The sequence below is a fragment of the Pseudomonas sp. F9001 genome (assembly GCF_013385435.1).
Taxonomy (GTDB): domain Bacteria; phylum Pseudomonadota; class Gammaproteobacteria; order Pseudomonadales; family Pseudomonadaceae; genus Aquipseudomonas.
In genome coordinates this window covers 98,330-123,152 of sequence record NZ_JACAPX010000014.1, presented here as the reverse complement: position 1 = coordinate 123,152, position 24,823 = coordinate 98,330, and the positions used below count along the sequence as shown (strand labels likewise).

The 24,823-nt window shown below is 58.9% G+C and carries 25 protein-coding genes and 1 tRNA gene; 14 read left to right on the top strand and 12 right to left on the bottom strand.

The features are described from left to right. Positions 1-6: 6 nt before the first annotated feature. From secF to queA, 5 genes are all read right to left on the bottom strand, one after another. A complete protein-coding gene (gene secF / locus HX818_RS16140) occupies positions 7-921 on the bottom strand; it encodes a protein translocase subunit SecF (RefSeq protein ID WP_003210311.1) in 915 nt (304 codons plus the stop codon). Positions 922-930: 9 nt separating this feature from the next. Continuing rightward, entirely contained in the window at positions 931-2,799 is a 1,869-nt protein-coding gene (secD, locus tag HX818_RS16135) for a protein translocase subunit SecD (RefSeq protein WP_003210312.1), read from the bottom strand. Between the two features lie 62 nt (positions 2,800-2,861). Continuing rightward, positions 2,862-3,200 carry a preprotein translocase subunit YajC gene (yajC, locus tag HX818_RS16130; RefSeq protein WP_003175975.1) on the bottom strand — a complete coding sequence of 113 codons (339 nt, stop codon included), beginning with the start codon at positions 3,198-3,200 and terminating at the stop codon, positions 2,862-2,864. A 43-nt stretch (positions 3,201-3,243) separates the two neighbouring features. Then, the gene (tgt, locus tag HX818_RS16125; RefSeq protein WP_177020426.1) at positions 3,244-4,359 is read right to left on the bottom strand and encodes a tRNA guanosine(34) transglycosylase Tgt; all 1,116 of its coding nucleotides are present in this window, start codon (positions 4,357-4,359) and stop codon (positions 3,244-3,246) included. 5 nt (positions 4,360-4,364) lie between these two features. After that, complete coding sequence (queA, locus tag HX818_RS16120) at positions 4,365-5,414, bottom strand: tRNA preQ1(34) S-adenosylmethionine ribosyltransferase-isomerase QueA (RefSeq protein WP_003210316.1); 1,050 nt, start codon at positions 5,412-5,414, stop codon at positions 4,365-4,367. Positions 5,415-5,522: 108 nt separating this feature from the next. Between queA and HX818_RS16115 the strand changes: the two genes are divergently transcribed. Together HX818_RS16115 and HX818_RS16110 are read left to right on the top strand one after the other, a co-directional pair. Beyond that, positions 5,523-5,607, top strand: a tRNA-Leu gene (locus HX818_RS16115). A 94-nt stretch (positions 5,608-5,701) separates the two neighbouring features. Continuing rightward, positions 5,702-6,031, top strand: a complete 330-nt coding sequence (locus HX818_RS16110; protein WP_177020407.1) for a hypothetical protein — start codon at positions 5,702-5,704, stop codon at positions 6,029-6,031. On the opposite strand, the gene HX818_RS16105 is transcribed toward HX818_RS16110, so the two are convergent. Then, entirely contained in the window at positions 6,028-6,663 is a 636-nt protein-coding gene (locus HX818_RS16105; protein ID WP_102605677.1) for a LysE family translocator, read from the bottom strand. The two genes, HX818_RS16110 and HX818_RS16105, sit on opposite strands and share 4 nt — an antisense overlap. 157 nt (positions 6,664-6,820) lie before the next feature. Between HX818_RS16105 and HX818_RS16100 the strand changes: the two genes are divergently transcribed. Continuing rightward, positions 6,821-7,189 carry a PH domain-containing protein gene (locus HX818_RS16100; protein WP_177020406.1) on the top strand — a complete coding sequence of 123 codons (369 nt, stop codon included), beginning with the start codon at positions 6,821-6,823 and terminating at the stop codon, positions 7,187-7,189. Positions 7,190-7,294: 105 nt separating this feature from the next. Here HX818_RS16100 and HX818_RS16095 read toward each other — a convergent pair whose 3' ends face one another. After that, positions 7,295-9,049, bottom strand: a complete 1,755-nt coding sequence (locus HX818_RS16095; RefSeq protein ID WP_177020405.1) for a hypothetical protein — start codon at positions 9,047-9,049, stop codon at positions 7,295-7,297. Between the two features lie 367 nt (positions 9,050-9,416). Between HX818_RS16095 and HX818_RS16090 the strand changes: the two genes are divergently transcribed. After that, positions 9,417-9,641: a hypothetical protein gene (locus HX818_RS16090; protein WP_177020404.1), complete on the top strand. Its 225-nt coding sequence runs from the start codon at positions 9,417-9,419 to the stop codon at positions 9,639-9,641. Positions 9,642-9,755: 114 nt separating this feature from the next. On the opposite strand, the gene HX818_RS16085 is transcribed toward HX818_RS16090, so the two are convergent. Both HX818_RS16085 and HX818_RS16080 read right to left on the bottom strand, forming a co-directional pair. Next, complete coding sequence (locus HX818_RS16085) at positions 9,756-10,331, bottom strand: PIN domain-containing protein (RefSeq protein WP_177020403.1); 576 nt, start codon at positions 10,329-10,331, stop codon at positions 9,756-9,758. Continuing rightward, positions 10,328-10,798, bottom strand: a complete 471-nt coding sequence (locus tag HX818_RS16080) for a helix-turn-helix domain-containing protein (protein WP_177020402.1) — start codon at positions 10,796-10,798, stop codon at positions 10,328-10,330. Before HX818_RS16080 ends, HX818_RS16085 begins: the two co-directional genes overlap by 4 nt. Positions 10,799-11,077: 279 nt before the next feature. On the opposite strand from HX818_RS16080, the gene HX818_RS16075 reads away from it, so the two are divergent. The 3 genes from HX818_RS16075 to HX818_RS16065 are packed head-to-tail and all read left to right on the top strand — an operon-like array spanning position 11,078 to position 13,172. Beyond that, positions 11,078-12,232, top strand: coding sequence for an S-type pyocin domain-containing protein (locus tag HX818_RS16075; protein WP_177020401.1), 1,155 nt, complete (start codon positions 11,078-11,080; stop codon positions 12,230-12,232). Between the two features lie 6 nt (positions 12,233-12,238). Further along, on the top strand, positions 12,239-12,493 hold the full coding sequence (locus HX818_RS16070; RefSeq protein ID WP_102368185.1) for a colicin E3-like toxin immunity protein: 255 nt from the start codon (positions 12,239-12,241) through the stop codon (positions 12,491-12,493). A gap of 55 nt (positions 12,494-12,548) precedes the next feature. Beyond that, positions 12,549-13,172 carry a DUF3916 domain-containing protein gene (locus HX818_RS16065; protein ID WP_177020400.1) on the top strand — a complete coding sequence of 208 codons (624 nt, stop codon included), beginning with the start codon at positions 12,549-12,551 and terminating at the stop codon, positions 13,170-13,172. A 37-nt stretch (positions 13,173-13,209) separates the two neighbouring features. On the opposite strand, the gene HX818_RS16060 is transcribed toward HX818_RS16065, so the two are convergent. Both HX818_RS16060 and HX818_RS16055 read right to left on the bottom strand, forming a co-directional pair. Further along, complete coding sequence (locus HX818_RS16060; RefSeq protein WP_177020399.1) at positions 13,210-14,583, bottom strand: sensor histidine kinase; 1,374 nt, start codon at positions 14,581-14,583, stop codon at positions 13,210-13,212. Next, on the bottom strand, positions 14,580-15,242 hold the full coding sequence (locus HX818_RS16055; protein ID WP_177020398.1) for a response regulator: 663 nt from the start codon (positions 15,240-15,242) through the stop codon (positions 14,580-14,582). Before HX818_RS16055 ends, HX818_RS16060 begins: the two co-directional genes overlap by 4 nt. Positions 15,243-15,422: 180 nt before the next feature. On the opposite strand from HX818_RS16055, the gene HX818_RS16050 reads away from it, so the two are divergent. From HX818_RS16050 to phnX, 7 genes are all read left to right on the top strand, one after another. Beyond that, positions 15,423-16,691 (top strand): sialidase family protein, encoded by a 1,269-nt coding sequence (locus tag HX818_RS16050; protein WP_177020425.1) that lies wholly within the window; start codon positions 15,423-15,425, stop codon positions 16,689-16,691. After that, positions 16,691-17,290: a hypothetical protein gene (locus HX818_RS16045; protein WP_087695143.1), complete on the top strand. Its 600-nt coding sequence runs from the start codon at positions 16,691-16,693 to the stop codon at positions 17,288-17,290. The genes HX818_RS16050 and HX818_RS16045 overlap by 1 nt, the downstream gene beginning before the upstream one ends. Continuing rightward, positions 17,290-19,308, top strand: coding sequence for an LTA synthase family protein (locus tag HX818_RS16040; protein ID WP_177020397.1), 2,019 nt, complete (start codon positions 17,290-17,292; stop codon positions 19,306-19,308). The genes HX818_RS16045 and HX818_RS16040 overlap by 1 nt, the downstream gene beginning before the upstream one ends. Positions 19,309-19,434: 126 nt before the next feature. Beyond that, positions 19,435-20,526, top strand: coding sequence for an iron-containing alcohol dehydrogenase PsrA (gene psrA / locus HX818_RS16035; RefSeq protein ID WP_177020396.1), 1,092 nt, complete (start codon positions 19,435-19,437; stop codon positions 20,524-20,526). Between the two features lie 93 nt (positions 20,527-20,619). Further along, positions 20,620-21,915 carry an MFS transporter gene (locus tag HX818_RS16030; RefSeq protein ID WP_003210345.1) on the top strand — a complete coding sequence of 432 codons (1,296 nt, stop codon included), beginning with the start codon at positions 20,620-20,622 and terminating at the stop codon, positions 21,913-21,915. Between the two features lie 36 nt (positions 21,916-21,951). Then, positions 21,952-22,824 carry a LysR substrate-binding domain-containing protein gene (locus HX818_RS16025; protein ID WP_087695146.1) on the top strand — a complete coding sequence of 291 codons (873 nt, stop codon included), beginning with the start codon at positions 21,952-21,954 and terminating at the stop codon, positions 22,822-22,824. 88 nt (positions 22,825-22,912) lie between these two features. Then, positions 22,913-23,740 carry a phosphonoacetaldehyde hydrolase gene (phnX, locus tag HX818_RS16020; protein ID WP_003210349.1) on the top strand — a complete coding sequence of 276 codons (828 nt, stop codon included), beginning with the start codon at positions 22,913-22,915 and terminating at the stop codon, positions 23,738-23,740. A 39-nt stretch (positions 23,741-23,779) separates the two neighbouring features. On the opposite strand, the gene HX818_RS16015 is transcribed toward phnX, so the two are convergent. Further along, positions 23,780-24,745, bottom strand: a complete 966-nt coding sequence (locus HX818_RS16015; RefSeq protein WP_177020395.1) for an oxidoreductase — start codon at positions 24,743-24,745, stop codon at positions 23,780-23,782. Between the last annotated feature and the right edge of the window lie 78 nt (positions 24,746-24,823).

Below are 24,823 nucleotides of genomic sequence, written 5' to 3'. Positions count from 1 at the left end.
CACCCATCAAGGGCGGTCGTCGACCTCCTTGCCGGTGCTGGCAGGAGGAATCAAGTCTTCGCTGTTGAGGTTCAGCCAGATCAGTACCACGTTGGCGATGTAGATCGACGAGTAGGTACCCGCCAGCACGCCGATGAACAGCGACAGCGAGAAGCCCCACAGGTTGTCGCCACCGAACACCATCAGCGCGGCAATCGCCAGCAAGGTGGAGATCGACGTCGCCATGGTGCGCAGCAGGGTCTGGGTGGTGGAGATGTTGATGTTCTCGATCAACGTCGCCTTGCGCAGTACCCGGAAGTTCTCACGCACCCGGTCGAATACCACGATGGTGTCGTTGAGGGAGTAACCAATGATCGCCAGCACCGCCGCCAATACCGTCAGGTCGAAGGTGATCTGGAAGTAGGCCAGGATGCCCACGGTCACGATCACGTCGTGGATCAGCGACACAATGGCGCCGACACCGAACTTCCACTGAAAGCGGAAAGCCAGGTAGATCATGATGCCGACCAGCGCCATCAGCATGCCGAGGCCGCCCTGGTCGCGCAGCTCTTCACCCACTTGCGGGCCCACGAACTCGACGCGCTTGACCGACGCCGGGTTGTCGCCGCCGACCTTCTGCAAGGCCTCGGCTACCTGGTGACCCAGTTGCGGGTCTTCGCCCGGCATACGCACCAGCAGGTCGGTGGTTGCACCAAAGCTCTGCACGATGGCTTCGTGATAGCCGGCCTTGACCAGCTCGTTGCGCACCAGGCTAACGTCGGCCGGCTTCTCGTAGGTCAGCTCGATGAGCGTACCGCCGGTGAAGTCCAGACCGTAGTTCAGGCCCTTATGGAACCAGCTGAACAACGCCAGAACGGTAAGGAGCATGGTGAAGCCGAACGCAACGTTGCGAACGCCCATGAAGTTGATTGTACGTAACATGGCAGCCCCTTAAATCCACAACTTCTTGAAGTCACGTCCGCCAAAGATCAGGTTGACCATTGCGCGGGTCACCATGATGGCCGTGAACATCGAGGTAAAGATACCGAGGGACATGGTCACCGCAAAACCTTTGACCGGGCCGGTGCCCATGGCAAAGAGAATCCCGCCGACCAACAGGGTGGTCAGGTTGGAGTCGAGAATTGCAGTAAATGCCCGGCCGAAGCCTTCGTTGATTGCCCGTTGCACGGTCATGCCCGCAGCAATCTCTTCACGAATCCGCGAGAAGATCAGTACGTTGGCGTCAACCGCCATACCCATGGTGAGTACGATACCGGCGATACCTGGCAGGGTCAGCGTTGCACCCAGCAGCGACATCAGGGCCAGCAGCATCACCATGTTGCCCGCCAGCGCGACGGTGGCGATGACGCCGAAGAAGCGATAGATGGCGATGATGAACAGGGAGACGAACAGCATGCCCCACAGAGCAGCGTCGATACCCTTGGTGATGTTGTCAGCACCCAGGCTCGGGCCGATGGTACGTTCTTCAGCGAAGTACATCGGGGCCGCCAGGCCACCGGCACGCAGCAGCAGCGCCAGCTCGGACGACTCACCCTGGCCGTTCAGGCCGGTGATGCGGAATTGAGCACCCAGCGGCGACTGAATGGTCGCCAGGCTGATGATCTTCTTCTCTTCTTTAAAGGTCTGTACCGGTACGTCTTTCTCGACGCCGTCGACCACTTGCTTGGTGTAGGTGGTGACAGGACGTTGCTCGATGAAGATCACCGCCATGCTGCGACCGACGTTGCTGCGGGTTGCGCGGCTCATCAGTTCGCCGCCGTGGCCATCCAGGCGGATGTTCACTTCAGGCGTACCGTGCTCGCCGAAACCAGCCTTGGCGTCGGTCACCTGGTCACCCGTAATGATCAAACCACGCTCGATCAGTGCAGGAGGACGATTGCCTTCACGGAACTCGAACTCTTCTGCAGTAGCACGGGTAGCACCCGGCTCAGCCGCCAGGCGGAATTCCAGGTTGGCTGTTTTACCCAGGATACGCTTGGCTTCAGCGGTGTCCTGCACGCCCGGCAGTTCAACCACGATGCGGTTGGCACCCTGGCGCTGAACGATCGGCTCGGCCACACCCAGCTCGTTGACGCGGTTACGTACCGTGGTCAAGTTCTGCTTGATCGAGTATTCACGGATTTCCGCCAGCTTGGCCGGGGTCATCGCCAGACGCAGTACCGCCTGACCATTGAGGTCGGCCGGAACAATGTCGAAATCGTTGAAGTTCTTGCGGATCAGCGCACGGGCCTGTTCGCGAGTTGCTTCGTCAGCAAAGCCCAGCTGGATGGCACCGTTGAGCTGCGGCAGGCTGCGATAACGCAGGCGCTCTTTACGCAGCAGGCTCTTCACATCGCCTTCGTAGACTTTCAGGCGAGCGTCGAGGGCCTTGTCCATGTCCACTTCCAGCAGGAAGTGCACACCACCGGACAAGTCCAGACCCAGCTTCATCGGGTGTGCGCCGATCGCGCGCAGCCATTTTGGCGTGGTCTGTGCCAGGTTCAGTGCGACGACGTAGTCATCACCCATGACCTTGCGCACAACGTCTTTTGCCGGCAATTGGTCTTCTTGCTTGGTCAGGCGCAACAAGCCGCCCTTCGCATCAGCAGCCAAACTTGCCGCTTTAACCTGGATACCCGCGTCGGTGAGCGCTTTGCTCGCACGGTCCAGATCAGCCTGATTGACCTGCAGCGCAGTGCTGGCGCCAGTGATCTGGATAGCCGGGTCATCAGGATAGAGATTGGGAGCGGAATAAATAAAACCGATCGCCAGCACCGCCAGGATCAGTACGTATTTCCACAGAGGGTATTTGTTCAGCATCACGCCGCCCGCTTATAACGCGGGGCGCCTTGCGCGCCCCGTCGATTGGTAAAGGTTGTTACTTAGATCGCTTTGAGCGTGCCTTTTGGCAGCGTGGCAGCGATGGCGCCCTTCTGGAACTTCATTTCTACGGTGTCGGAGACTTCCAGAACCACGAAAGCGTCGGACACTTTAGTGATCTTGCCGGCGATGCCGCCAGTGGTCACGACTTCGTCGCCTTTCTGCAAGCTGCCCAGCAGGTTCTTCTGCTCTTTGGCGCGCTTGGCCTGTGGACGCCAGATCATCAGGTAGAAGATGACCAGGAAGCCGACCAGGAAAATCCACTCAAAACCACCGCCCATAGGACCGGCAGCGGCCGGTGCAGCGGCATCAGCCATGGCATTAGAGATAAAAAAGCTCATTTAGCACTCCAGTTGCAAATAGTGAATCTTAGGGTCGGAAAACTCAGTCCAAGGGCGGCACAGGCAGCCCGCGCTTGGCATAGAAGACATCGACGAAGGCGGCCAATGTACCCTGTTGAATAGCCTCGCGCAAACCAGCCATCAGGACTTGGTAGTGACGCAAATTGTGGATGGTATTCAACATGCTACCCAGCATTTCCCCACACTTGTCCAGATGGTGCAGATAAGCGCGCGAGAAGTTCTGGCAGGTGTAGCAGTCACAGGTAGGATCCAGCGGCGATTCATCATGGCGATGGAACGCGTTACGGATCTTCAGCACGCCTGTATCGATGAACAGATGCCCATTGCGGGCATTACGGGTTGGCATCACGCAATCGAACATGTCCACACCGCGGCGCACACCCTCTACGAGATCCTCCGGTTTGCCAACGCCCATAAGGTAACGAGGTTTGTCAGCCGGCATCAGGCCCGGCAGGTAATCCAGCACCTTGATCATCTCGTGCTTGGGCTCGCCCACCGACAGGCCGCCGATGGCCAGGCCGTCGAAGCCGATCTTGTCCAGGCCTTCGAGCGAGCGCTTGCGCAAGCTTTCATGCATACCGCCCTGCACGATACCGAACAGGGCAGCGGTGTTATCGCCATGGGCGTTTTTCGAGCGCTGGGCCCAACGCAACGACAGTTCCATGGAAATCCGCGCGACGTCTTCATCGGCCGGGTACGGCGTGCACTCGTCGAAAATCATCACGATGTCGGAGCCCAGGTCACGTTGCACCTGCATCGACTCTTCCGGGCCCATGAACACTTTGGCGCCGTCCACCGGGGAGGCGAAGGTCACGCCCTCCTCCTTGATCTTGCGCATGGCGCCCAGGCTGAACACCTGGAAACCACCGGAGTCAGTGAGGATCGGGCCTTGCCACTTCATGAAGTCATGCAGGTCGCCATGCTTCTTGATCACTTCGGTGCCCGGACGCAGCCACAGATGGAAGGTGTTGCCGAGGATGATCTCGGCGCCCGTGGCGACGATGTCACGCGGCAGCATGCCTTTTACCGTGCCGTAGGTACCGACCGGCATAAAAGCCGGGGTCTCGACGGTACCGCGAGGGAAAGTCAAACGGCCGCGGCGAGCTTTACCATCCGTGGCCAGCAATTCAAACGACATACGACTCATGATTGTTCCTCTGGGCCGCGCGGCGCCGGATTACGGGTGATAAACATCGCATCACCGTAGCTGAAAAAACGGTATCCGTTATCGATGGCGGCTTGATAAGCGGCCATGGTCTCGGGATAACCGGCAAATGCCGACACCAGCATCAACAGCGTGGATTCCGGCAAATGGAAATTGGTCACCAGGGCATCGACCACATGAAACGGCCGGCCCGGGTAGATAAAGATGTCTGTGTCGCCACTGAACGGCTTGAGCACGCCATCGCGCGCCGCGCTTTCCAGCGAGCGCACGCTGGTCGTACCGACCGCCACCACCCGCCCGCCGCGCGCCTTGCACGCGTCAACCGCATCCACGACGTCCTGGCTGACTTCCAGCCACTCGCTGTGCATATGGTGGTCTTCGATGTTATCCACACGCACCGGCTGAAACGTACCGGCCCCCACGTGCAGGGTCACATAGGCCGTTTCAACGCCTTTAGCGGCGATCGCATCCAGCAGCGGCTGGTCGAAATGCAGCCCCGCCGTCGGTGCAGCCACGGCACCCAGGCGCTGGGAGTACACCGTCTGATAACGCTCGCGGTCCGAGTCTTCGTCGGGGCGGTCTATATAAGGAGGCAGCGGCATGTGGCCGACACGCTCCAGCAGCGGCAACACTTCCTCGGCAAAACCCAGCTCGAACAACGCATCATGACGGGCCAGCATTTCTGCTTCGCCACCGCCATCGATAAGGATCTTCGAACCCGGTTTCGGCGACTTGCTGGAGCGCACATGGGCCAGCACGCGATGGCTGTCCAGCACCCGCTCCACCAGAATTTCCAGCTTGCCGCCGGATGCTTTCTGGCCAAAAAGGCGAGCCGGAATCACCCGGGTATTGTTGAAAACCATCAAGTCGCCCGGGCGTAAATGCTCAAGCAAATCAGTGAATTGACGGTGTGCGAGGGCACCGCTGACCCCGTCCAGGGTCAGCAGTCGACTGGCGCGACGCTCGGCCAAAGGATGGCGAGCGATCAGCGAATCAGGGAGCTCAAAAGTAAAGTCAGCAACGCGCATGATGGGGTTCGTCTAGCAGGGCCGGGAAGTCTAGCGGAAATAGTGAAAATTGACCATGAAACGTGATTGACCAACGGTAATCTCATCTCTATACTTCGCCGCCATTGAGCCCTGATGGCGGAATTGGTAGACGCGGCGGATTCAAAATCCGTTTTCGAAAGGAGTGGGAGTTCGAGTCTCCCTCGGGGCACCATCTTAAAAAAAGACCTTGAAATTCAAGGTCTTTTTTTTCGCCTGCGGGAAAGTGATGATGGGCGGGCGAACGCGAGAAAAGAGGAACCTTGGCCATGGAACAGACGCTGGAAGCTGTAGCGCTTTTTGCGCTCAAGCTGGTGCATGAGACCGAAGGCGCGAGCCCGATTCTGCGGGACGACCTGGTCATGGACGGCTATGAGCGGGAGGTGTTTGGCTTGCTGGTGCGCAAGGGCGATATCAATGCCATCCAGCATAAGATCGACGAGTGCCTGGCATTGGCCCTCGAATCCCTGGGCGGTGCACACACCGTGATGGGCCGCGAGCTGCAACGGCTCGCGGTGGATGTGCGCCAAGCGACGACACTCGAAGAACTCAATGCCCCGCTCAACGCACTCAAGGATTACCTGAAGGCGATCCTTTAACGCCTGCCTTCGACCGCCATGCGTACAGCCAGGCCCATCAGCACCGAGCCCATCAACCAGCGCTGTACGGTTTGCCAGACCGGTTTGCGGATGAAGAACCCCGCGATCGAGCCCGCCATCAGAGCGATCAGCCCGTTGACGCTCACGCTGATCATGATCTGCGTAAAGCCCAGTACCAGCGATTGCGAGAGCACACTGGCGTGCCCGTTGGGGTCGATAAACTGGGGCAGCAACGACAGATACATCACTGCCACTTTGGGATTCAGCAGGTTGGTGACAAAGCCCATCATGAACAGCTTGCGCGGGCTGTCCTTGGGTAAGTCCCGCACCTGGAAGGGCGACCGGCCACCCGGCTTCACCGCCTGCCAGGCCAGGTAAACCAGATACAGCGCCCCGCCGAGCCGCAGCGCGTCGTAGGCATAGGGAACCGCCATCACCAACGCGGTGATACCCAATGCCGCGCAGAACATATAGACGACAAAACCCATCGCAACGCCGCCCAGGGAAATCAGCCCGGCCAATCGCCCCTGGCAGATCGACCGCGAAATGAGGTAAATCATGTTCGGGCCGGGCGTCAGTACCATGCCGAGCGAGATCAGGCCGTAGGCAAGCAGGCTGGAGAGTTCGGGCATGGTGTGGCTCCTTGACGACGTAAAACCTTGTAATGGCCGGCGGGTTGTTGGCGCCATGGTAGGTCGATAAAAGGAACGCCGTTAGATACAGATCCGCGAGCAAAACGTCATACACCGGTACCGGCGTCTGCTGCACCACTCACCCAAGGAAAGGCACATGATCGACTTCAACAACAAAGGCTTCTTCAAGCTCAAGCAGAACAACGAATACGCCGAGCGCGTTTCGTCATTGCTGCTGGATGATGAGCAGGTCATCGATTCCTATAAGGCCATGCGCGATGGGGTGGTGTTCACCACCAAGCGCATCATCGCCGTGAACGTGCAGGGAATTACCGGCAGCAAAAAGGATTTCACGTCCCTGCCGTATAAAAATATCGTCGCGTATTCGGTGGAAACCTCGGGGACCTTTGACCTGGATTCGGAGTTGGAGATTTACTTTTCGGCGGTGGGGAAAGTGAAGTTTGAGTTCACGGGGAAGACGTCGATTGTTGAGATATCGAGGGTGATTTCCCGGCATATGCTTTGAACCAATGCGCTGCTCAGGACTACCTGAAAAAACCATTGAAGAAGCCAGCCTTGCCCGTGATCGGACCTAAACAATCACGCCCGCTCAGGGGCAAACCACTGGACGTCATAACAGTTTGCAGATCACGTCCAGCTCATCGAAAACAAAGCGCGTATTAGCCCTGCAATAGACATCATAGTGCTCGGTCATCTGCCTTCCGCTCTGCGACTGGTTGAAGTAAGCGTCTACCATCTCCTGAGGCCGATGCATCCGTGGTTTGCTCAACACTCGCTCTTCGGTAATGTGTTGATCTTTTCGAACCTGCACCCGCCCATCACGTAGAATATTCCGAAGCAGATTCCACTCATAAAAGAAAATACCATCCAGTTCATAAAAGTTCAGGAAGGGGATATTGTGCAACAATACAAAGTGACTATTACCTGCGTGAGCACCGGCCAGGCCATGCTGGCTCAGTTTCTGGCGAATACTTTCATCGGAAATAGTGTCCCTTAGCACGGCCAACTGCCTGACAAAGCCGGTACGAAAATTAGCATTAAGAAATAGCTGGCACTGCTCCGAAAGATAGGTTGGAATTTCCGATAATTGATATTTAACCTGAATAAAGTAATAAATATCATCCTCTAGGTCCCGAACCACCAAATCAATATCATACCCCTTGATTTTCGCATTATTGCCCGGCTTGAATTCCCCAAACACTTCCAGGCGTGGATCGTTGAGTTTTTTAATGTAATTTAAAACGTAATCTTTTTCGAAGCCGGCTCCGAGCAGTTGGCCAAAGTCCGCCTCTTTCCCATTGATGGTTGCGGTACCTAGCAAGTACCTGACGAATTTTCTCAACCCATACTTAAAGTTCAGCGCTCCCCGCACATAAACGCCGCCCTTGTATTCTATGAAACTGCTGGCGGAGTCCAACGTTGGTGCGCGTCCGGCCAAGGCACTGTTGATCATATCCACCGTGGCAGGACTGACAATAGTCCTCAGGTAAGCTTCATCGGTTGTACGTTCGCCCGACATCACACGCAGCTCCAGGTGAACGGCAAAATCGACTATTTCTCGCAAGTAATGATACTTGGGATGCCGTGTCATGGCGGCGGACAAGTACTCCGAATGTATAGACAGGCATTTATCGAGAGTCTGATCCACCAGAAGCCCACGCAAATCCGGATTCAAACGGCCATATTTCTGCAACAGTTCCGCCATGTCATACAATGTGCGTGTATCACTGATTTTAGAATTAGCCTCAGTAACCTCCGCCAACCAATACCCCTTGATCCGTCGCTGTAGTTTCGCGGTAGGTACAATGTGAAGAGTGCTCCCAACCAACCTGGCAGTCAGAAGCCCATGCCCCATGAGAAAATAGATTTCACTGAGGTAATAACACAACCACAAGTTAGCATTCTTCAGGATGGATAAGTTATGTACGGCTCGCAGCTGCAGGTTTTCGGCAATCCTGTTGCACGTATATTCAAGCGCCGCCCATGTGTAGGCTTTACTAAAATCAGCGTAAGTATCACTTCCCGACGCTGATGACGCACCATGACCTGCAGACGCCACCTCAATCCTGAAATAGCTACCCAGTTGATCTGTGAACCGGTTAACCGTATTAGGGTTGAGCGGTGTGTTGTCTTCGAAGAGATACTGCGGCAGCGATTGTCGGGCCTGTTCCAGGTTTGCCTTAAGTTTCTCCCAGAGTATTGCCTGAACCTGTTCGGGACAAATCAGCCGACGCAGTGCGGGTATTTTGTAAAGCATTCGACTGCGCCAGGTGAGACGTTTGCCAGCTGGCGGGAGGGCAGTCGTGTTCGCCATAGGGTCATGCAAAAAGGCAAGTAGTTGCGGGTCTACATCTTCATAAATCATCAACTGGCGTCCTGTCCAATTTCCACTGAGGGCAGGCACTCGCCTTATCCCTATCGGTTATGGCGCACGACCCTAGCATATCGACACACCGGTTTTTCGACGCCTGCACGCGAACTGGAAGCTTCCTACACCTGATTAGGAGGTGAGCACCCATTCAGAAAGTGAGTTTTCCCACGCACACCATCGAACAACGGGAATTTCAGGTTCGCCTCCGCCCTCATAGGCTCGCTTCCTTGTACAGGGAAGTGAGCAGCCATGACAGAGCGCGCGTATCCAATTAGCGAAGAAGAACAGCTGAAGCGGCGAATTTCGATCCGATAACGGGTGAAGAAACTAAAGACACAGATGACTTGAAAAGAGTAAAGCCGTGAAGCACTTGATATACGTTGTGCCTATAAGTAGCGACAACATTTCAGCTGAAATCTCCCTCAATGTGAAAGCTGAAGATTTGCGCACCATCATGGGTTGGCAGACAGAGAGTGACGGCGTCTACGACTATCTGCTTACAGCAAATCAGATCAAGGTCATTGAAAACCTCACGTCACAGGTTCTTCCAAAAAATGCGTCGCTCTACCTCGCCTGTGACGAGTGAAATCAATCTCAACATTAGAAACTTAGGGGTCAGAAACTTAGGGGGGCAGATCTATTTACTCCAGATATGCCAAGAAACATCTGACCGGCAGATGCAGCCCATCTGACACAATCTCTACAACATCACCTCATAAGGCCCAAGAAACTTAGTCGTCTGCACCAACCCCTGCCGCATCAACATCTCCAGGTAATTCCCCGCATCCATCGGCGGCCTCTTCAGCGATCGCCTTTGCTTCTGCGCCGCAGCCAACACAGCTGCCTGATCCAAATCCCAAAGATCCGAAACAAAGTCATCCGGATGCATCGCTTCAATGTCGTAAGCGTCCAACACCCGCGCTGGAAAATCCCTCAAGTTGAAGGTCACGATAACCTCGGCCTTACTCCTGATCGCCGCCGCGAGCACATGACGATCATCAGGATCAGGCAAATCCAGGCTCGAACAAAGATCCTCGTACCCCGTCACCAGAGCATCCGGTATCGCCATGTCCATCAGCGCCGAAGTGCAATCCATTTGAGCTACCGTTAAGTCAGGTCGATTCTTGAGCACATTTCGCTTCCACTCTTCATGAATCTGATTAGTCCATCGCGCTCGAAAAAGCCCCGAAAGGCCAAGCCACATAAGCAAGTCCCTGAGTGGCGCAGGGTAGAGAACACAGGCGTCGTATACCGCAGTAAAAGGCGAACACCTCATCCCTCATACCCCATTCCCGACTCCTGCGCCTGCTGCGCCAACGCATCCATCGCCTCCTGACTTTCATCCTCACGCCGCTGCTTGAACGCCATCAAATCAGAAAACCGTATCCGCCGATGCCGTCCGGTTTTGGTGAATGGAATAGCGCCCTCTTCCAGCATCTTGACCAAATGCGGTCGCGACACATTGAGCATGTCGGCAGCTTCCTGGGAAGTCAGTTCAGCGTGGACCGGCACAACCTTTACGGCATTACCAATGGCCAACTCACCCAAAATATCGACCAGCAGGCGCAGCGCTGAGGTAGGTAGCACCAGCGTATGAGGCTTGTCTTCCTTGTCGAAAATGTCGATACGCTGGGTCTCAAACTTGGTCGATAGTAGAGACGCCAACGCTCGCTGGCCTTGTACGGCGGCTTCGACTTCCTTTTCCAACGGCAGGACGGTTTTGGGGAGATGGCTGGCAATCATGATTTCGCTCCGGCAAGTACTCAACTGAGTGAGACCAACGCTAGACGAAATAAACGAAAATCGCAATAAACGAAACGACCGCTAGTCAGTGAGCTGTTCGTCAGTAAGGAGCACAGGGGACGAATCTACTTACTCGTCGTACTTTGCGGCCTGCAGCGTGGGACGCGATTGTCGCTGTTGATCTGATGACATTTCCCACACCTCCCATCGAACAGCGAGAATTTCAGGTTCTTCTCCGCTCTCATAGGCTCGCTTCCTTGCACAGGGAAGTGAGTCGTCATGACAGAGCGCGCGTATCCAATTACCGAAGAAGAGCAGCTGAAGCGGCGAATCCTGACTCCGCAGCCTAAGCAGATTTCGAATTCACCGTTCATTGATTTGTATGAAGCGCCTCCCCCGCCATCGCCTGAACCCGCGAGGATTCCAGGCCACGTATTCGCCAAGTCGTGCCAGTTGCCCGACGGGATCATCAGCTACAACAATCCCACCGGCTATGTGCCGCTTGAGCTGATCAAGGACTACGGCCACTTCACGCTGTTAGGCGGGCGGGAGATGGACAGCCACGGCGGCGTGTCCCTCAGGAAAATCAGTGGTAGTGCCCTGCCCGTAGGGCTTGGCCAGCTTGTATTGCGCACAGCGGCATTGGAGTCCTCGGCTGCGGCGGTCGGCGCCGCAGCGGGGAGCTTGCTTGCAGGGCTGGTGGCGCTGGCTTGGCCATCGGAGCTTGGCGACAGTGCGCTCTATAGCGAAGAGCAGCTTCGTAACCTGCAAAAAGCCCGCTCGCGGATGCGCTTGCATATCGAGCAACGCGACGACGGGACGCTCAAGGGGTATGGGTTTTACACCGGTAAAAATACCGACTGGCAGATGATCGATGTGGTGCAGTTTCAGAGTCGTGACAGTCAATTCGTGGCGGATCTTGGCGAGGGTGTGGAGCTGATTTGGACGCCGGCCATTGATCCTGGCGACACCCTTGGCATTCCGGCATTGGAAGCTGCACCGCAAGCTCCGGTGATGTGGATTTATCCGCCGACGGAGGCTGCCGAGCAGATTCTGGTTAACCCGATTTATCCGCCGGAGTATCGGGATTTTATTCTGGTGTTTCCAGTGGAGTCGGGGGTTCGGCCGCTGTATGTGGTGGTTAGCGTTAGGGCGGGCGATCACAAATACCATTCCGCTCCTGGCACAGACGAAATCACCGGTTTCCTAAACCTGAGCAAGGCAAAACCCAAGACCCCAAAGCAAGGTGGGGCAGGGCTTAGAGAGCGCTGGATTGATGACAAAGGACGGATAATTTACGAGTGGGACTCGCAGCACGGCGAACTAGAGGCGTATAGAGCAAGCGATGGCAGTCACTTGGGGGCGTTCAACCACATAACTGGTGAACGGCTGAAAAAGCCTAAGAAAAAACGAAATATCAAAAAATTTTTGTGAGGGCATATGGGACTGAAATTAAGACTGGAATGGTTCGATAAGTCGACAGAGCTTGGTTTAGGAATAGAGCGCTCCGCAGACTTGGGCGAGGACTATACCGTTGTCGACTCGCTCAGACTGTCCGTTGAAGACGACATTAACAACGGAATGTTCCAGCTGCGTGAAGAATGGCTATTAACTATACAGCCGCTCTTCAGTCACAAAATTATTTCGTCGGAAAGTGACTACTTTCTCGCTCTCGATTATAGAAAGTCCTGGTGATCAAGAATAAGCCCGGGCCTCACAAACAGAAGCAAACCAAGAGTATTCATACCCTATGCGTCGTCTTGCACTTTCAGACAAAAAACTCCGCAACATCCCCAGGCGCTTGCGCGCAATAAGCCGATGGGCAGATAGTTTCGAAGGCTGGTTTTTAGAAGACTTCCCAGTGAGGCGAGGATTTGAAAATTTCAAAATCCCCGTCATAGAAACCTTGGTCGAAGGCAAGCAAACAACCCCGGCGATCCAGGCACACTGCGCTCAGCAATTGATCAACGCGGCCGCGCACCTGATTCAAGCCCGGCCCGATGAAACACCTGAATGCTGGATCGTAGCAGCCATTCTGGTGCCCGACATGTTCTCAAGCGAAGTCTGCGTCTACATCGATAAAAGCCGCTACCTCGGCGCTATTCTGCCCTTCGACTACGACTACTTTCGTCAAACCCGAATAACGGGCAGAAGCCTTGCAAACGAATGGGGGTTGATCATCCCCCCAGGCCTACACGAGGTGGGTTTTCACTTCATCCACGAAGATGAGGACGGAGAACAGTTCGAGTCAGAGCATTGGTATTTCGGCGAGGTCAGTTCATCGGATGAAGACCCGGGCGGCGACCGCTGGAAGTACAAGACTTTCAAAGCATTTCAGGCAGAACATCCGCATTTATTCAGCACAGCACCGTAGCCTTGCGATGAAAGCCGTGGTTATAACGACGGCCTTTTCAAGCAGCCCCCTCGCTAAAACGCAACCGCGCACACAACCCACCCACCTCCCGGTTATACAACTCCAACCGCCCCCCGATTTTCCCCACGATCATCTGCACAATCGCCAACCCCAACCCCGCCCCATTTGCATTCCCACGGCTATAAAACCGCTCGAACAACCGCCCAATCTCCCCCTCATCAATCCCCGGCCCCGCATCCTCCACACACAGCTGCACCCCTCCTGAATCCGTCCCCCGCACCATCACCCTCACCTCACTCCCCGCCGGCGAGAAATTCAGCGCATTGGTCACCAGGTTCTGCAGCGCAATCGCCAACGCCACGGGGTCCGTTTCAATCCAGCATTCCTCATCCCCTTCCAGCACCAACTCAACGCCTTTCTCCATCGCCAGGGGCGTCAACTCCGCAAGCTCTTCACGCACCAACTCCGTCAACGGAACGCGCACGCGAACGGTGTTGTTCAACTGCGGCTCGATCCGCGCCATGGTCAGCAACTGGCTGCCAATGCGCGTCGCCCGGTCCACGCCATTCACCAGGAAGTCCAACGCCTCTCGCCGCTCCTCCCCGGTACCCGCGCTCTGGGCGTTCTGCGCGTGAATGCGCAATATCGCCAACGGCGTGCGCAGTTCATGCGCCGCGTCCGCGATAAACCGACGCTCCCGCTCCAGCAGGTCATCCACCTGCACCAGCAGGCGGTTCAGCGCGGTTTGCATCGGTTCCAGGTCGGTGGGCAATGGCTCAAGTTGCAGCGGTCGCAACGTATTGCTGTCCCGCCCGCGAATGGCCTGGGCCATGGCGCGCAGGGGCTTGAGGCCCCAGCCGATGGTCAGCCAGATCAACAACGCCAGCAGCGGCACGCCAACCAGGATCGGCCAGAGGGTGTGGCGGATGATGCGCTGGATCACGTCCTGGCGAATGTCGTCGCGCTCGCCCACCCAGATCAGCAGGCCTTGTTGCATGTCGGCGAGCATGAACGCGCACCAATCATTGCCGTTTTCCATCAGGTCGTGAGGCCCGAGGGTGGCGGGCGGTGCGTTGAGGATCGGCGCGTCGGTGGAGCGCACCAGCAGTTGGCCGTCGGCGCGCCATACCTGGAAGGTCAGGCGGGTTTCGTAGGGGTGCGCGGCGCCGTCTTCGCCGACGCGGCTCATGGCTTGATCGAAAGCCTGGTAGAGGCGGTCCCAGTCGGCATCGCCGGGGTCGCGCTGGCGCAGTACGCCTTGCAGCAAACGGGCGCTTTGGGCGAGTTGGGCGTCGTAGACTTCTTCGATTTCGTGGTGGCTGTCCCGCAGCACCAGCCAACTGATCAGGCCATCTCCCAGCAGGATCAGCACCAGCACCGGAATGAGGATGCGCGCGCGGACCGAGTTCATGCCTTGAATTCCACCACGTAGCCCACGCCGCGTACGGTGCGGATCAGTTCGGTGGAGAGTTTTTTGCGCAGGTTGTGGATAAGGACTTCGAGGGTGTTGCTTTCGACGCGGTCCTGCCAGCCGTACAGCGCGCGGGACAGACGTTCGCGGGTGACGACTTTGCCGGGGCGCACCATCAGTTGATGGAGCAGTTGGTATTCCATCGGCGTGACCACAACGTCCTCGCCTTGATAACTGACCTGTTGGGTCACCGGGTCCAGGCTCACGCCCGCATGTTCCAGCAATGGCTGCGCGCGGCCCTGGCTGCGGCGCAACAGGGCGCGCACACGGGCCTTGAACTCTTCGACGTCGAAGGGTTTGACCAGGTAGTCGTCGGCGCCGGCGTCCAGGCCGGCGATGCGCTCGGCGGTGCCGTCGCGGGCGGTAAGGATCAGCACCGGCAGGTCGTATTGCTCGGCGCGCAGGGTTTGCAGGAGTGAGAGGCCGTCGAGGCGCGGCAGGCCGAGGTCAAGCAGCAGCAGGTCGAAGCTTTCGGTGCGTAACGCGTGCAAGGCGCTGACGCCATCCTGCAACCAGTCCAGGGTGTAGCCTTCGGCGCCCAGGGCCACGCGGATCCCTTGGCCAAGGGCACGATCATCTTCGACAAGGAGCAGGCGCATAACTGATTCTCTGGAGTAACCGGCGGCATGATGCCGTGTAACCGTCGAGGCTATTTCGGGAAAGATGTTACGGGCCGTTGCCAACTAAGCTTTCGCTAAGGTTGGTTTTGCACAGTGAAACCTCCTATGCCTGTTGAGAGTGTTTCTGTGCGCAACAAGCCTTTTTTCGACACGTTTTCGATACGCGCGCCTTTAACGATCTGCAGTCTGCTACTGGTGTTTCTAGTTGCCTGGACCAGTCACCCGCCCCACGTGCTGGCGCCGTTTGCCCAAGCTGGCAAGGACACGTCCCCTGCAGCGGCCGCCCCGCAATACAGCAGCCGCTTTGTCTCCTCGCAGCTCAATGACTTTGTGCATTCCTCCTCGGTCACCGCCCTGCCCGGCGGCGACCTGATGGCCGTGTGGTTTGCCGGGTCCCGCGAGGGCGCCGCCGATGTGCAGGTGCGCACCGCGCGCTTTGACGCGAAAAGCGCCGAGTGGGGCCCGGAGCAAGTATTGGCCACCCGCGAAAGCACGCGCGACGGCACGCACCGCTACATCCGCAAGCTGGGCAACCCGGTGATCGCCCTGGCACCGGACAATCGCCTGTGGATGTTCTACGTTTCGGTGTCGGTAGGCGGCTGGGCCACCAGCGCGATCAACGTGATGGTCTCGGATGACCTCGGGACGAACTGGTCGGCCCCTCGGCAACTGATCACCTCGCCATTCTTCAATATCAGCACGCTGGTGCGCGCCGCACCGGTATTCCACGCTGACGGTTCCATCGGCCTGCCGGTGTACCACGAGTTCATGGGCAAATTCGCCGAGTACCTGTACTTGAGCCCCGACGGTGCGGTGGTCGACAAATTCCGTATCAGCCGTGGGAAGAACTCGCTGCAGCCGACCATCGTCCCGCAGGACGGCCAACGCGCCATCGCCATGTTGCGTTACGCCGGCGAAACCCATCACCGAGTCCTCGCCAGTCGCACCGAAGACGCCGGCCAAACCTGGAGCGAGCCTTACCCATTGGAACCGTCCAATCCCAACTCCTCGCTGGCAGCCGTCAGCACTGAAGGCGACGGTTTGCTCGTGGCCCTCAACGACCTGCAGGACGGCCGCTTCAAGCTCAGCCTGTACGGCACCGATGCCAAGCTCAATCAGTGGCGCACCGTGGTGGAACTGGATCAATCCCCCGACCCCTTGGGCCAACCGTTCTCCCCCGAGGCCTACAAGGAAATCATCGGCGAAGGCTTCCGCGCCTCCAGCGGTGCCCTGCGCCTGCCGCTGGAACAACGCTTTCTCAGCAACCTGGATTACCGGGTGTGCAAGCCCCGTGGCTGCGATTTCGAATACGAGTACCCGTACTTCAGCCGCAGCCCGGACGGCATGTACCACCTGGTGTACTCGTGGAATAACACCTTTATCAAACATGTCAGCTTCAACGAAGCCTGGCTGTCGGAGCGCCTGTGATGGTTTCTGTATGGCAAGCGCATTTGAGTTTTGTGCTGTTGGGTTTTGTGCTGCTCAGCCTGTTGCGCGTCACAACACCCTGGCGCCCCTGGCTGCTGCCGGTGTTGGTGGTGGTGAGTTTTATCCCGGTCAACGAACTGCCGTTGGCGGCGTATGTGCGCAGCTTCACCGATGACCTGGCCATCAGCACCCTGGTGTTGCTGGCGTGGGTCAGCCTGTGCCGGTTGGGTGTGGTGCAGCCGCTCCAGCGCCCGCTGAAGGTCCAGGTGCTGCTGCTGTTTGGCATCCTGAGCCTGGTGCTGTACCCGGCAACGATGGGCCTGACGTACTTTGACCCCTACCGCTGGGGTTTCAACCCTCGGCCGATGATCGTGCTGATAGGCGCGGCAGCACTGTTGATGCTCTGGCTGCGTAATACGCTGGCGGTGTGGATGCTCGCGGCGGGCACCCTGGCGTTCGCGCTGCGGCTCAAGGCCTCGGAAAACTACTGGGACTATCTGATCGACCCACTGCTGACGGGCTACTGCCTGGTGGCCGGGTTGTGGATGCTGGCGATGGCTGCCTGGCGCCCTCTTTTAAAATTGCACAGAGGTCAATGATGGGATGGTTGCACTCGCGCCGCCTGCGCTACGGCGTGGGCGCGATCGGTTTGGTATTTGCGTTGCTGGCGGCACTGCGGCTGGTGTTTGTATGGGGATTTTCCGGGGTCGGCCTGAGGGAGCCCGCACTGCTGGAAACCGTGGGCATCGGCCTGCGTTTCGACCTGCGCCTGGCGGTGCTGATCCTGTTGCCCCTGGCACTGCTCGCCTGGCTGCCACGCTGGAACCTGGTGACTGTCCCCGCCCTGCGCTGGCTGGCACGGGGTTATCTGCTGCTGGCGCTGGCCATCGTCGGGCTGGTGTACATCATCGACTTCGGCCACTACGCCTACCTCGGTGTGCGCATCAACGCCACGGTGCTGCGTTACCTGGAAGACGCGCAGATTTCACAACAGATGGTGTGGGAAACCTACCCGGTGCTGTGGATAACCTTGAGCTGGCTTGCCGCCGTCGGCCTATGGACCTACGCCCTGGTTCGCCTTGAACGCATCACCCTGGATGGCGAACGCAAACCCATTGGCAAGCTGGCCATCGCATCCGTGGCCACCGTCGGCGTGATCGCGGTATTGCTGGCCCTGCTCGGCCGCGTCGCCAACCTCAATATCGAAAATCCCGTGCCCCTGCGCTGGAGCGACGCGTTCTTTTCCGGCAACAACCAGATCGCCGCCGCGGGCCTCAACCCGGTGCTGTTTCTGTACGACACCCTCAAGGTCGGCCAGTCGCAATTCGATGAGGCGCGGGTACGAGAGCATTACCCGCAAGTCGCGAATTATCTGGGGGTCAGCCAGCCCGACCCCGAGCAGTTGAACTTCGCCCGTGAACAAGCCGTGCAGCCTTATCGGCTCAAGGGCGAGCGCCCGCCGAACGTGATCTTCGTGATGCTCGAGTCCCTCGGCACCAGCGCCGTGGGCGCCTATGGCAACCCGCTGAACCCCACGCCGAACCTCGACAAGCTGGCGAAGGAAAGCTGGTTCTTCAAACACTTCTACGTGCCCGTCACCGGCACCGCCAAAACCGTGTGGGCGAGCATCACCGGCGTGCCCGACGTTACCCGCCAGGAGACGGCGACCCGCAACCCGCTGATCACCCGGCAACACACCTTGATCAATGCGTTCGAGGACTACCAGAAGCTCTACATGATCGGCGGCAATGCCGGCTGGGCGAATATCAACGCCTTGATCCGCCAGAGCATCGACGGCGTGAAGCTGTATGACGAAAGCCACTGGCGCTCGCCACGGGTGGACGTGTGGGGCGTTTCGGATCTGGACCTGTTCAAGGAAGGCGACGAACTGCTGCGGGCCATCCCCAAGGACCAACCGTTCTTCGCCTACCTGCAAACCTCCGGCAACCACCGACCGTTTACCATCCCCAAGACCAACGATGGCTTCAAGGTGCATGACCTCACCGTGGAACAAGTCCAGTCCGCAGGCAGCCGCAGCGTCGAGCAGTACAACGCCGTGCGCCTGCTGGACTTCAACATCGGCCGCCTGATGGAAATCGCCAAGGCTGGCGGTTACTACGACAACACCATCTTCGTGTTCTTCGGCGACCACAACACCCGAATCAGCCAGATTCCGCACATGGCGCCGGCATTCGAGCAGCTTGGGCTGGAAAGCAACAACGTGCCGATGATGATCCACGCGCCCGGCCTGCAACCCCGGGTGATCGAAGAAGCCGTCGGCCTGGCGGACCTGCTGCCGACCGTGGCCGGCATGGCGGGCATACCGTTCCGCAATGGCGCGATGGGCCGGGATATCCAGCAACCTGCGCCGGAAGGCGAGCGCGTGGTGCCGCTGGTATTGCGCGAGGGCACGTTCCCGCTGATCGGCGGCGTGACCAAGGACTTCCTGCTGCAAATGGAGCACGACGGCAGCTCGCCGACCCTGCATGACCTGGCGTCGCAAACGCCGAGGGACAATGTGGCTCAGCAGTATCCCGAGGAGTTTGAGCGGTTGCAGGGGCTGACTCGTGGCCTGCATGAGAGCGCGCGGTTGATGTTGTTCCGGAACGTGCGCTGAAGTCACCTGACGGTCGGGCTGTACTATCGGCCCAGCCAATCCATCCCCACAATCTATCGATTTGAGGTCCACCTCACCCTCCCCGACTATGGCGGCACTTCCAATAACAAAAACCAGGAACCCGCCATGACTGCCCGCTTCCACAACCCGGTAGACACCCGCTTCGGCTGGGGCTGCCTGCAAGAACTCGCCGCTCTTACCGAAGGCCAGAGCGTCGCCCTCGTGACCTTTCCCGAAGCCCGCGGGCTCGGTTTGGTAGACCGCATCCAGGACCTGCTGGGTGAGCGCCTGGTGTACGTCATTGAAGACGTACAGCCCAACCCTGACGTGGCCCAACTGCGCGACACCTACGAGCGTTTCTGGCTGCAGGCCGGTGACTGCCAGGTGGTGGTCGCCGTCGGCGGTGGCAGTGCAATTGATACGGCAAAGGCCTTGATCGTCGGCACCGATTCCGGGGATTTCGACGAGCTGCTGGCGTTGCTGTCCACCGGCAAACCTTTCGCGCCGGCCCGCCACAAGCTGTTGATTGCCGCACCGACCACCGCCGGCACCGGCAGCGAAGTCACGCCATGGGCGACGATCTGGGACTCCGCCAGCCTCAAGAAGTATTCGCTGCACCTGGACTGCACCTGGCCGACAGTGGCGATCATCGACCCGCAGTTGATGCTGACGGTGCCGGCAGGGGTCACGGTGTCCACCGGGCTGGATGCCTTGTCCCATGCGCTGGAATCGATCTGGAACGTCAACGCCAACCCGGTCTCCGACACCTTCGCCATCTCCGCCATCGAAGACATCCTGGAATGCCTGCCGCGCTTGCGGCGTGACCTCGGCAACCAGGAATTGCGCTCGCGCATGGCCTTGGCGGCGCTGAAAGCCGGCCTGGCTTTTTCCAACACCAAGACCGCCCTCGCCCACTCCATCTCTTATGAGATGACTCTGCACCACGGCCTGCCCCATGGCATCGCCTGTTCCTTCACTTTGCCGCTGGTACTGGGCCTGGCATGGGGGCACGACGCCGCGCGGGACCGCACCCTGCAACGGGTATTCGGCACCGACCTGCAGCAGGCCCAGGCGCAGTTGCGCGACTTCCTCCACAGCCTGGACGTGAAGACCGAATTTGCCGACTACGGCGTGAACGCCACCGAGGCCGAGGCGATGATCCGCTTCGCCCTGCAAGGCGCACGCGGCAAGAATTTCATCGGCGCGCAAGCGGCCTAGACTCATCGTAATTCGGTCGTTTCCTGTTGCACCTATCAAGAGTGCCCCCCTGCGGCTGCGGTCGCCGGGGCGAATAACAATAAGGAAAACATCATGAATCGTGCACACGTGCTGCCTGTTCCTGCCGTCCGTACCTCATCGTTTCGCGTAGCCCAGTGGCGCATGCTGCTGGCGGCGATGTTTTGTTATCTGTTTTTCTACACCGGCCGCCAGACCTTCGGCTTTGCCATCCCCGGGATCCAGGCCGAGTTCGGCCTGACCAAGGAAACCCTCGGCTGGGCCTCCGCGGCGATGCTCTGGGCCTATGCGATTGGCCAGGCGATCAACGGCAACCTCGCCGACAAGTTCGGCGGCCGCCGCATCATGACCCTGGGCGCGGTGCTGTCCTGCGCGGCCAACTGGGTCACCAGTTTCGCCAGCGGCTTTGCCGGGTTGATCCTGCCGTGGGGCATCAACGGTTACTTCCAGGCTCTCGGCTGGGCACCCGGCAGCCGGTTGATTTCCAATTGGTGGAGCGCCGGCGAGCGCGGCAAGGTGTATGGCTTTTATGTGTTCGCCGCCGGGTGCGCCTCGGTCCTGTCGTACGTCACCTCCATTGTGGTGCTGGAAGTGTTCCAACTGGAATGGCGCTGGATCTTCCGCCTGCCGGTGCTGTTGATGTTGGCGGGCGGCATCATTTTCTACCTGGTGGCCCGCGAGCGGCCTCAAGACATGGGCTTCGAGCCCCTGGCCGATACCGGCGTGGCGAATGCCGAAGACAAGAATCATGAAGTGGCCCACGGCGAAGTCGAATCCTCGGCGCAGCGCTACAAGGCGGTGCTGAAAAATCCGCGGCTGATCATCGCCGCGATCTCCCTGGGTTTCCAGAACGCCGCCCGCTACGGCCTGATCGTCTGGGTGCCGGTGCACTTCCTCGGGGCCAACTGGAAAAGCGGCGACAGCATGATCGACCCCAAGTGGATCACCGTGGCCCTGCCGGTGGGCATGGCCATCGGCGCCCTGAGCAACGGCTGGGTCTCGGACAAGCTGTTCGGCTCCAAACGCTACCTGGCGATCATGCTCTACATGTTCCTCGGCGCCGCCACCAGCCTGTGGATGTGGAGTTTGCCGCCCCACAGCGCAATCGGCCTGGTGGCGTTGTTCCTCTGTGGGTTCTTCGTGTACGGGCCGGCGTCGAGTTTCTGGGCGCTGTGCCCGGACCTGGTCGGTGCCAAGCGTGCGGGTACGGCCACGGGCGTGATGAACTTCTCATCCTATCTGTTCGCCGGCCTGGCGGAACCGCTGATCGGCAGTATGCTCGACAGTACCGGCAATACCTCGCTGATCTTCATCGTCGTGACCTCGGCCTGCCTGTGCAGCGCAGCGGTGGCGTTGTTTATCCGACGTTGATGACCGGCCCGGCGGACCTCAGGAACAGGACTCGTTATGTACCAGTACCACAAGTGGCTGCGCTCGTTTCATGCGGTGGCGAAGACCGGCAGTTTCACCCTCGCCGCCGAATACCTGAGCGTCGGCCAGCCGACGGTCAGCGAGCAGGTCAACGGGCTGGAGAAGCAGTTCTCGGTGGAGCTGTTCCACCGTCGCGGGCGGTTTATCGAGATGAGTGCCGCCGGGCACGCCCTTTACGGGATCACCCAGGGGCTGTTCGGCCAGGAGGATGAAGCCATGCAACTGTTGCAGAGTTTCAAGCAGCGCAAGACCGGGCTGCTGCGCCTGGGCGCGGTGTCGCCGCCGATCGCGATGAACCTGACCTACGAGCTGATGCAGCGCCACCCGGACATCGAACTGGAAACCTCGTTTTCCCCGGAAAAGGAAACCCTGGACCGGCTCTTCAACTTCGATATCGACGTGGCGATCCTGGCCCTTTCGGAGTTCGACCAGCGCTTCGATACCCAGCTGTATCGGCGCTATCCGATTATTGCGGTGGTGCGCGATGACCATCCGTGGGCCCGGCAGAAAGAGGTGCACGTGGAACAGATCAGCCGCGAAAAGTGGGTGATGCGCGAGAAAAGCTCACGCACCCGGCAACTGGTGGAAGAAAGCTGCAAGCGCCAGGGCATCGCCGTGAACTGCGTGATGCAGCTGAACAGTCGCGAAGCCATTGTGCACGCGATCACCAAGGGCATCGGCATCGGCTTTGTGTCTGCCGTGGAATACGCCGAAACCCCGGGCACCACGCCGATCACCTTCGTCGACCATCCGTTTTTCATCGACTACCACTTGTGTTGCCTGGGCATCCGCCGCAACCGACCGATGATCGCCGAGCTATTCGAGGCCAGCCCGATCCCGGCCACCTGATCGTCTTGACCGTTTAAACCCTCACCAGGCGCTTACCTCTTCTTTGAGAGAGGGACGGCCTGCTCACACCTGAAAATGGAGACTTGCCATGCACTACCAACAACCTTCCAAGCTGCAAGCCGTGGTCCTGGACTGGGCCGGCACCGTCGTCGACTTCGGTTCCTTCGCCCCCACGCAGATTTTTGTCGAGGCGTTCGGCGAGTTCGGCGTCGCCGTTTCCCTGGAGGAAGCCCGCGGCCCGATGGGCATGGGCAAGTGGGATCACATCCGCACCTTGTGCAACCTGCCGCAGATTGCCGAGCGTTATCGGGCGGTATTTGATCGCTTGCCGACTGACGAGGATGTCACCGCACTGTATGAGCGCTTCATGCCGTTGCAGATCGAGAAAATCGCGCTGCATTCGGCGGTCATTCCCGGCGCCCTTGAGGCGATCAACACCCTGCGCGGGCAGGGCTTGAAGATTGGCTCCTGCTCCGGGTACCCGGCGGTGGTGATGGCCAAGGTGGTCGAGCTGGCGCGACAGAACGGCTACGTCGCCGACCATGTGGTGGCGACCGACGAAGTGCCCAACGGGCGCCCGCATCCGGCGCAGGCACTGGCCAACGTGATTGCCCTGGGGGTCAGCGATGTGGCCGCGTGCGTGAAGGTCGACGACACCTGGCCGGGGATCCTGGAAGGCCGTAGCGCCGGCATGTGGACGGTGGCGCTGACCTGTTCCGGCAACGCACTGGGTTTGACCTACGAGCAATACAAGGCGCTGCCTGCTGCTGAGCTGGCGCTGGAGCGTGCGCGCATTACACAGATGTTCGAGGGCTCGCGGCCGCATTACCTGATCGACACCATCGTCGAACTGCCGGCGGTGATCGACGATATCAATGCGCGTTTGGCGCGCGGAGAAACGCCGCAGGGTTCTTGATGGGCCGATGGGGTCAGTGAGCTGACCCCACACTGCGGCCTATCGCCCTGCGACAAGCTGCTCGCTAAGTATCCACAGCCGCTGCGCCAACCCGGTATCCACCGCCCACGGCCTGACACCCAACTGCTCTTCCGATTCCGCACTCACTGCCGCCGCCACATCACAGTTCTCGCAATAGACCCCGCCCATTCCCGCCAACTGCCCACTCACCGCGCACCACACACTGGTGGCCGCGCCTTGCTCCGGGGTTTTCATGTTCCGCTCAGGGTCGATCACCGGTTTCCCGTGCTCGTCGACATAGCCTGATGCCTGCAAGACTTCAGGCTTCATGTGCCGCACCAGATCGGTAATGATTCCACCGGGATGCACCGCAAAAGCCCTTACCCCACTCGCCGCACCGAGCGTATCCAGATGCACGGCGAACAGCGCATTGGCAGTCTTGGACTGACCGTAGGCCCTCCATGGATCGTAGGCCTGGCGCTCGAAATTCCAGTCGTCAAAGTCGACGGCGCCGTGCACATGCCCCCGTGAGGACAGCGTCACCACCCGTGCACCTTCGGCGCGCTGCAAGGCCGGCCACAGGCGCTGGGTAAGCAGGAAATGCCCGAGATGGTTGGTCGCAAACTGAGATTCGTAGCCCTGGGCATTGCGGCTCAACGGCGGCGCCATGATGCCCGCGTTATTGATCAGCAGGTGCAGCGGGCAGCCTCTCGCCAGAAAGCACTCGGCAAACTGTTCGATGGACTGGGCGTCCATCAAGTCCAGGGGTTCAAGTTGCAGCTGTGGGTAAGGTTTGAGTGCGGCGCGTGCCTTGGCCAGGTCACGGGCCGGGACGATCACGCGGGCGCCCGCGGCAGCCAGGGTACGGGCGGTGACCAGGCCAATGCCGGAGTAGCCGCCCGTGACAATCGCCACCTTGCCCGAGAGATCGACGCCCCGGATGACTTCGGCGACGGTGGTTGCTGCTCCATAGCCGCTGTGGATCGGTTTTTGTACTGTGGGCATGACAGAGTCTCCATTGGACGTGTGGTTAACACGCTACCCCTCGAAAGCCGTACTCTGAATACTCGATTATCCCATTTA

What these genes read in the sequence shown, in the direction of transcription:
- HX818_RS16065 (WP_177020400.1), top strand. Translation starts at nt 12,549, where the DNA reads ATGCGTCGTCTTGCACTTTCAGACAAAAAACTCCGCAACATCCCCAGG.
- HX818_RS16075 (WP_177020401.1), top strand. Translation starts at nt 11,078, where the DNA reads ATGACAGAGCGCGCGTATCCAATTACCGAAGAAGAGCAGCTGAAGCGG.
- yajC (WP_003175975.1), bottom strand. Translation starts at nt 3,200, where the DNA reads ATGAGCTTTTTTATCTCTAATGCCATGGCTGATGCCGCTGCACCGGCC.
- tgt (WP_177020426.1), bottom strand. Translation starts at nt 4,359, where the DNA reads ATGTCGTTTGAATTGCTGGCCACGGATGGTAAAGCTCGCCGCGGCCGT.
- HX818_RS16100 (WP_177020406.1), top strand. Translation starts at nt 6,821, where the DNA reads ATGATCGACTTCAACAACAAAGGCTTCTTCAAGCTCAAGCAGAACAAC.
- HX818_RS16080 (WP_177020402.1), bottom strand. Translation starts at nt 10,798, where the DNA reads ATGATTGCCAGCCATCTCCCCAAAACCGTCCTGCCGTTGGAAAAGGAA.
- HX818_RS16045 (WP_087695143.1), top strand. Translation starts at nt 16,691, where the DNA reads ATGGTTTCTGTATGGCAAGCGCATTTGAGTTTTGTGCTGTTGGGTTTT.
- HX818_RS16030 (WP_003210345.1), top strand. Translation starts at nt 20,620, where the DNA reads ATGAATCGTGCACACGTGCTGCCTGTTCCTGCCGTCCGTACCTCATCG.
- HX818_RS16060 (WP_177020399.1), bottom strand. Translation starts at nt 14,583, where the DNA reads ATGAACTCGGTCCGCGCGCGCATCCTCATTCCGGTGCTGGTGCTGATC.
- secD (WP_003210312.1), bottom strand. Translation starts at nt 2,799, where the DNA reads ATGCTGAACAAATACCCTCTGTGGAAATACGTACTGATCCTGGCGGTG.
- HX818_RS16110 (WP_177020407.1), top strand. Translation starts at nt 5,702, where the DNA reads ATGGAACAGACGCTGGAAGCTGTAGCGCTTTTTGCGCTCAAGCTGGTG.
- HX818_RS16105 (WP_102605677.1), bottom strand. Translation starts at nt 6,663, where the DNA reads ATGCCCGAACTCTCCAGCCTGCTTGCCTACGGCCTGATCTCGCTCGGC.
- secF (WP_003210311.1), bottom strand. Translation starts at nt 921, where the DNA reads ATGTTACGTACAATCAACTTCATGGGCGTTCGCAACGTTGCGTTCGGC.
- queA (WP_003210316.1), bottom strand. Translation starts at nt 5,414, where the DNA reads ATGCGCGTTGCTGACTTTACTTTTGAGCTCCCTGATTCGCTGATCGCT.
- phnX (WP_003210349.1), top strand. Translation starts at nt 22,913, where the DNA reads ATGCACTACCAACAACCTTCCAAGCTGCAAGCCGTGGTCCTGGACTGG.
- psrA (WP_177020396.1), top strand. Translation starts at nt 19,435, where the DNA reads ATGACTGCCCGCTTCCACAACCCGGTAGACACCCGCTTCGGCTGGGGC.
- HX818_RS16095 (WP_177020405.1), bottom strand. Translation starts at nt 9,049, where the DNA reads ATGATTTATGAAGATGTAGACCCGCAACTACTTGCCTTTTTGCATGAC.
- HX818_RS16070 (WP_102368185.1), top strand. Translation starts at nt 12,239, where the DNA reads ATGGGACTGAAATTAAGACTGGAATGGTTCGATAAGTCGACAGAGCTT.
- HX818_RS16025 (WP_087695146.1), top strand. Translation starts at nt 21,952, where the DNA reads ATGTACCAGTACCACAAGTGGCTGCGCTCGTTTCATGCGGTGGCGAAG.
- HX818_RS16085 (WP_177020403.1), bottom strand. Translation starts at nt 10,331, where the DNA reads ATGAGGTGTTCGCCTTTTACTGCGGTATACGACGCCTGTGTTCTCTAC.
- HX818_RS16040 (WP_177020397.1), top strand. Translation starts at nt 17,290, where the DNA reads ATGGGATGGTTGCACTCGCGCCGCCTGCGCTACGGCGTGGGCGCGATC.
- HX818_RS16055 (WP_177020398.1), bottom strand. Translation starts at nt 15,242, where the DNA reads ATGCGCCTGCTCCTTGTCGAAGATGATCGTGCCCTTGGCCAAGGGATC.
- HX818_RS16015 (WP_177020395.1), bottom strand. Translation starts at nt 24,745, where the DNA reads ATGCCCACAGTACAAAAACCGATCCACAGCGGCTATGGAGCAGCAACC.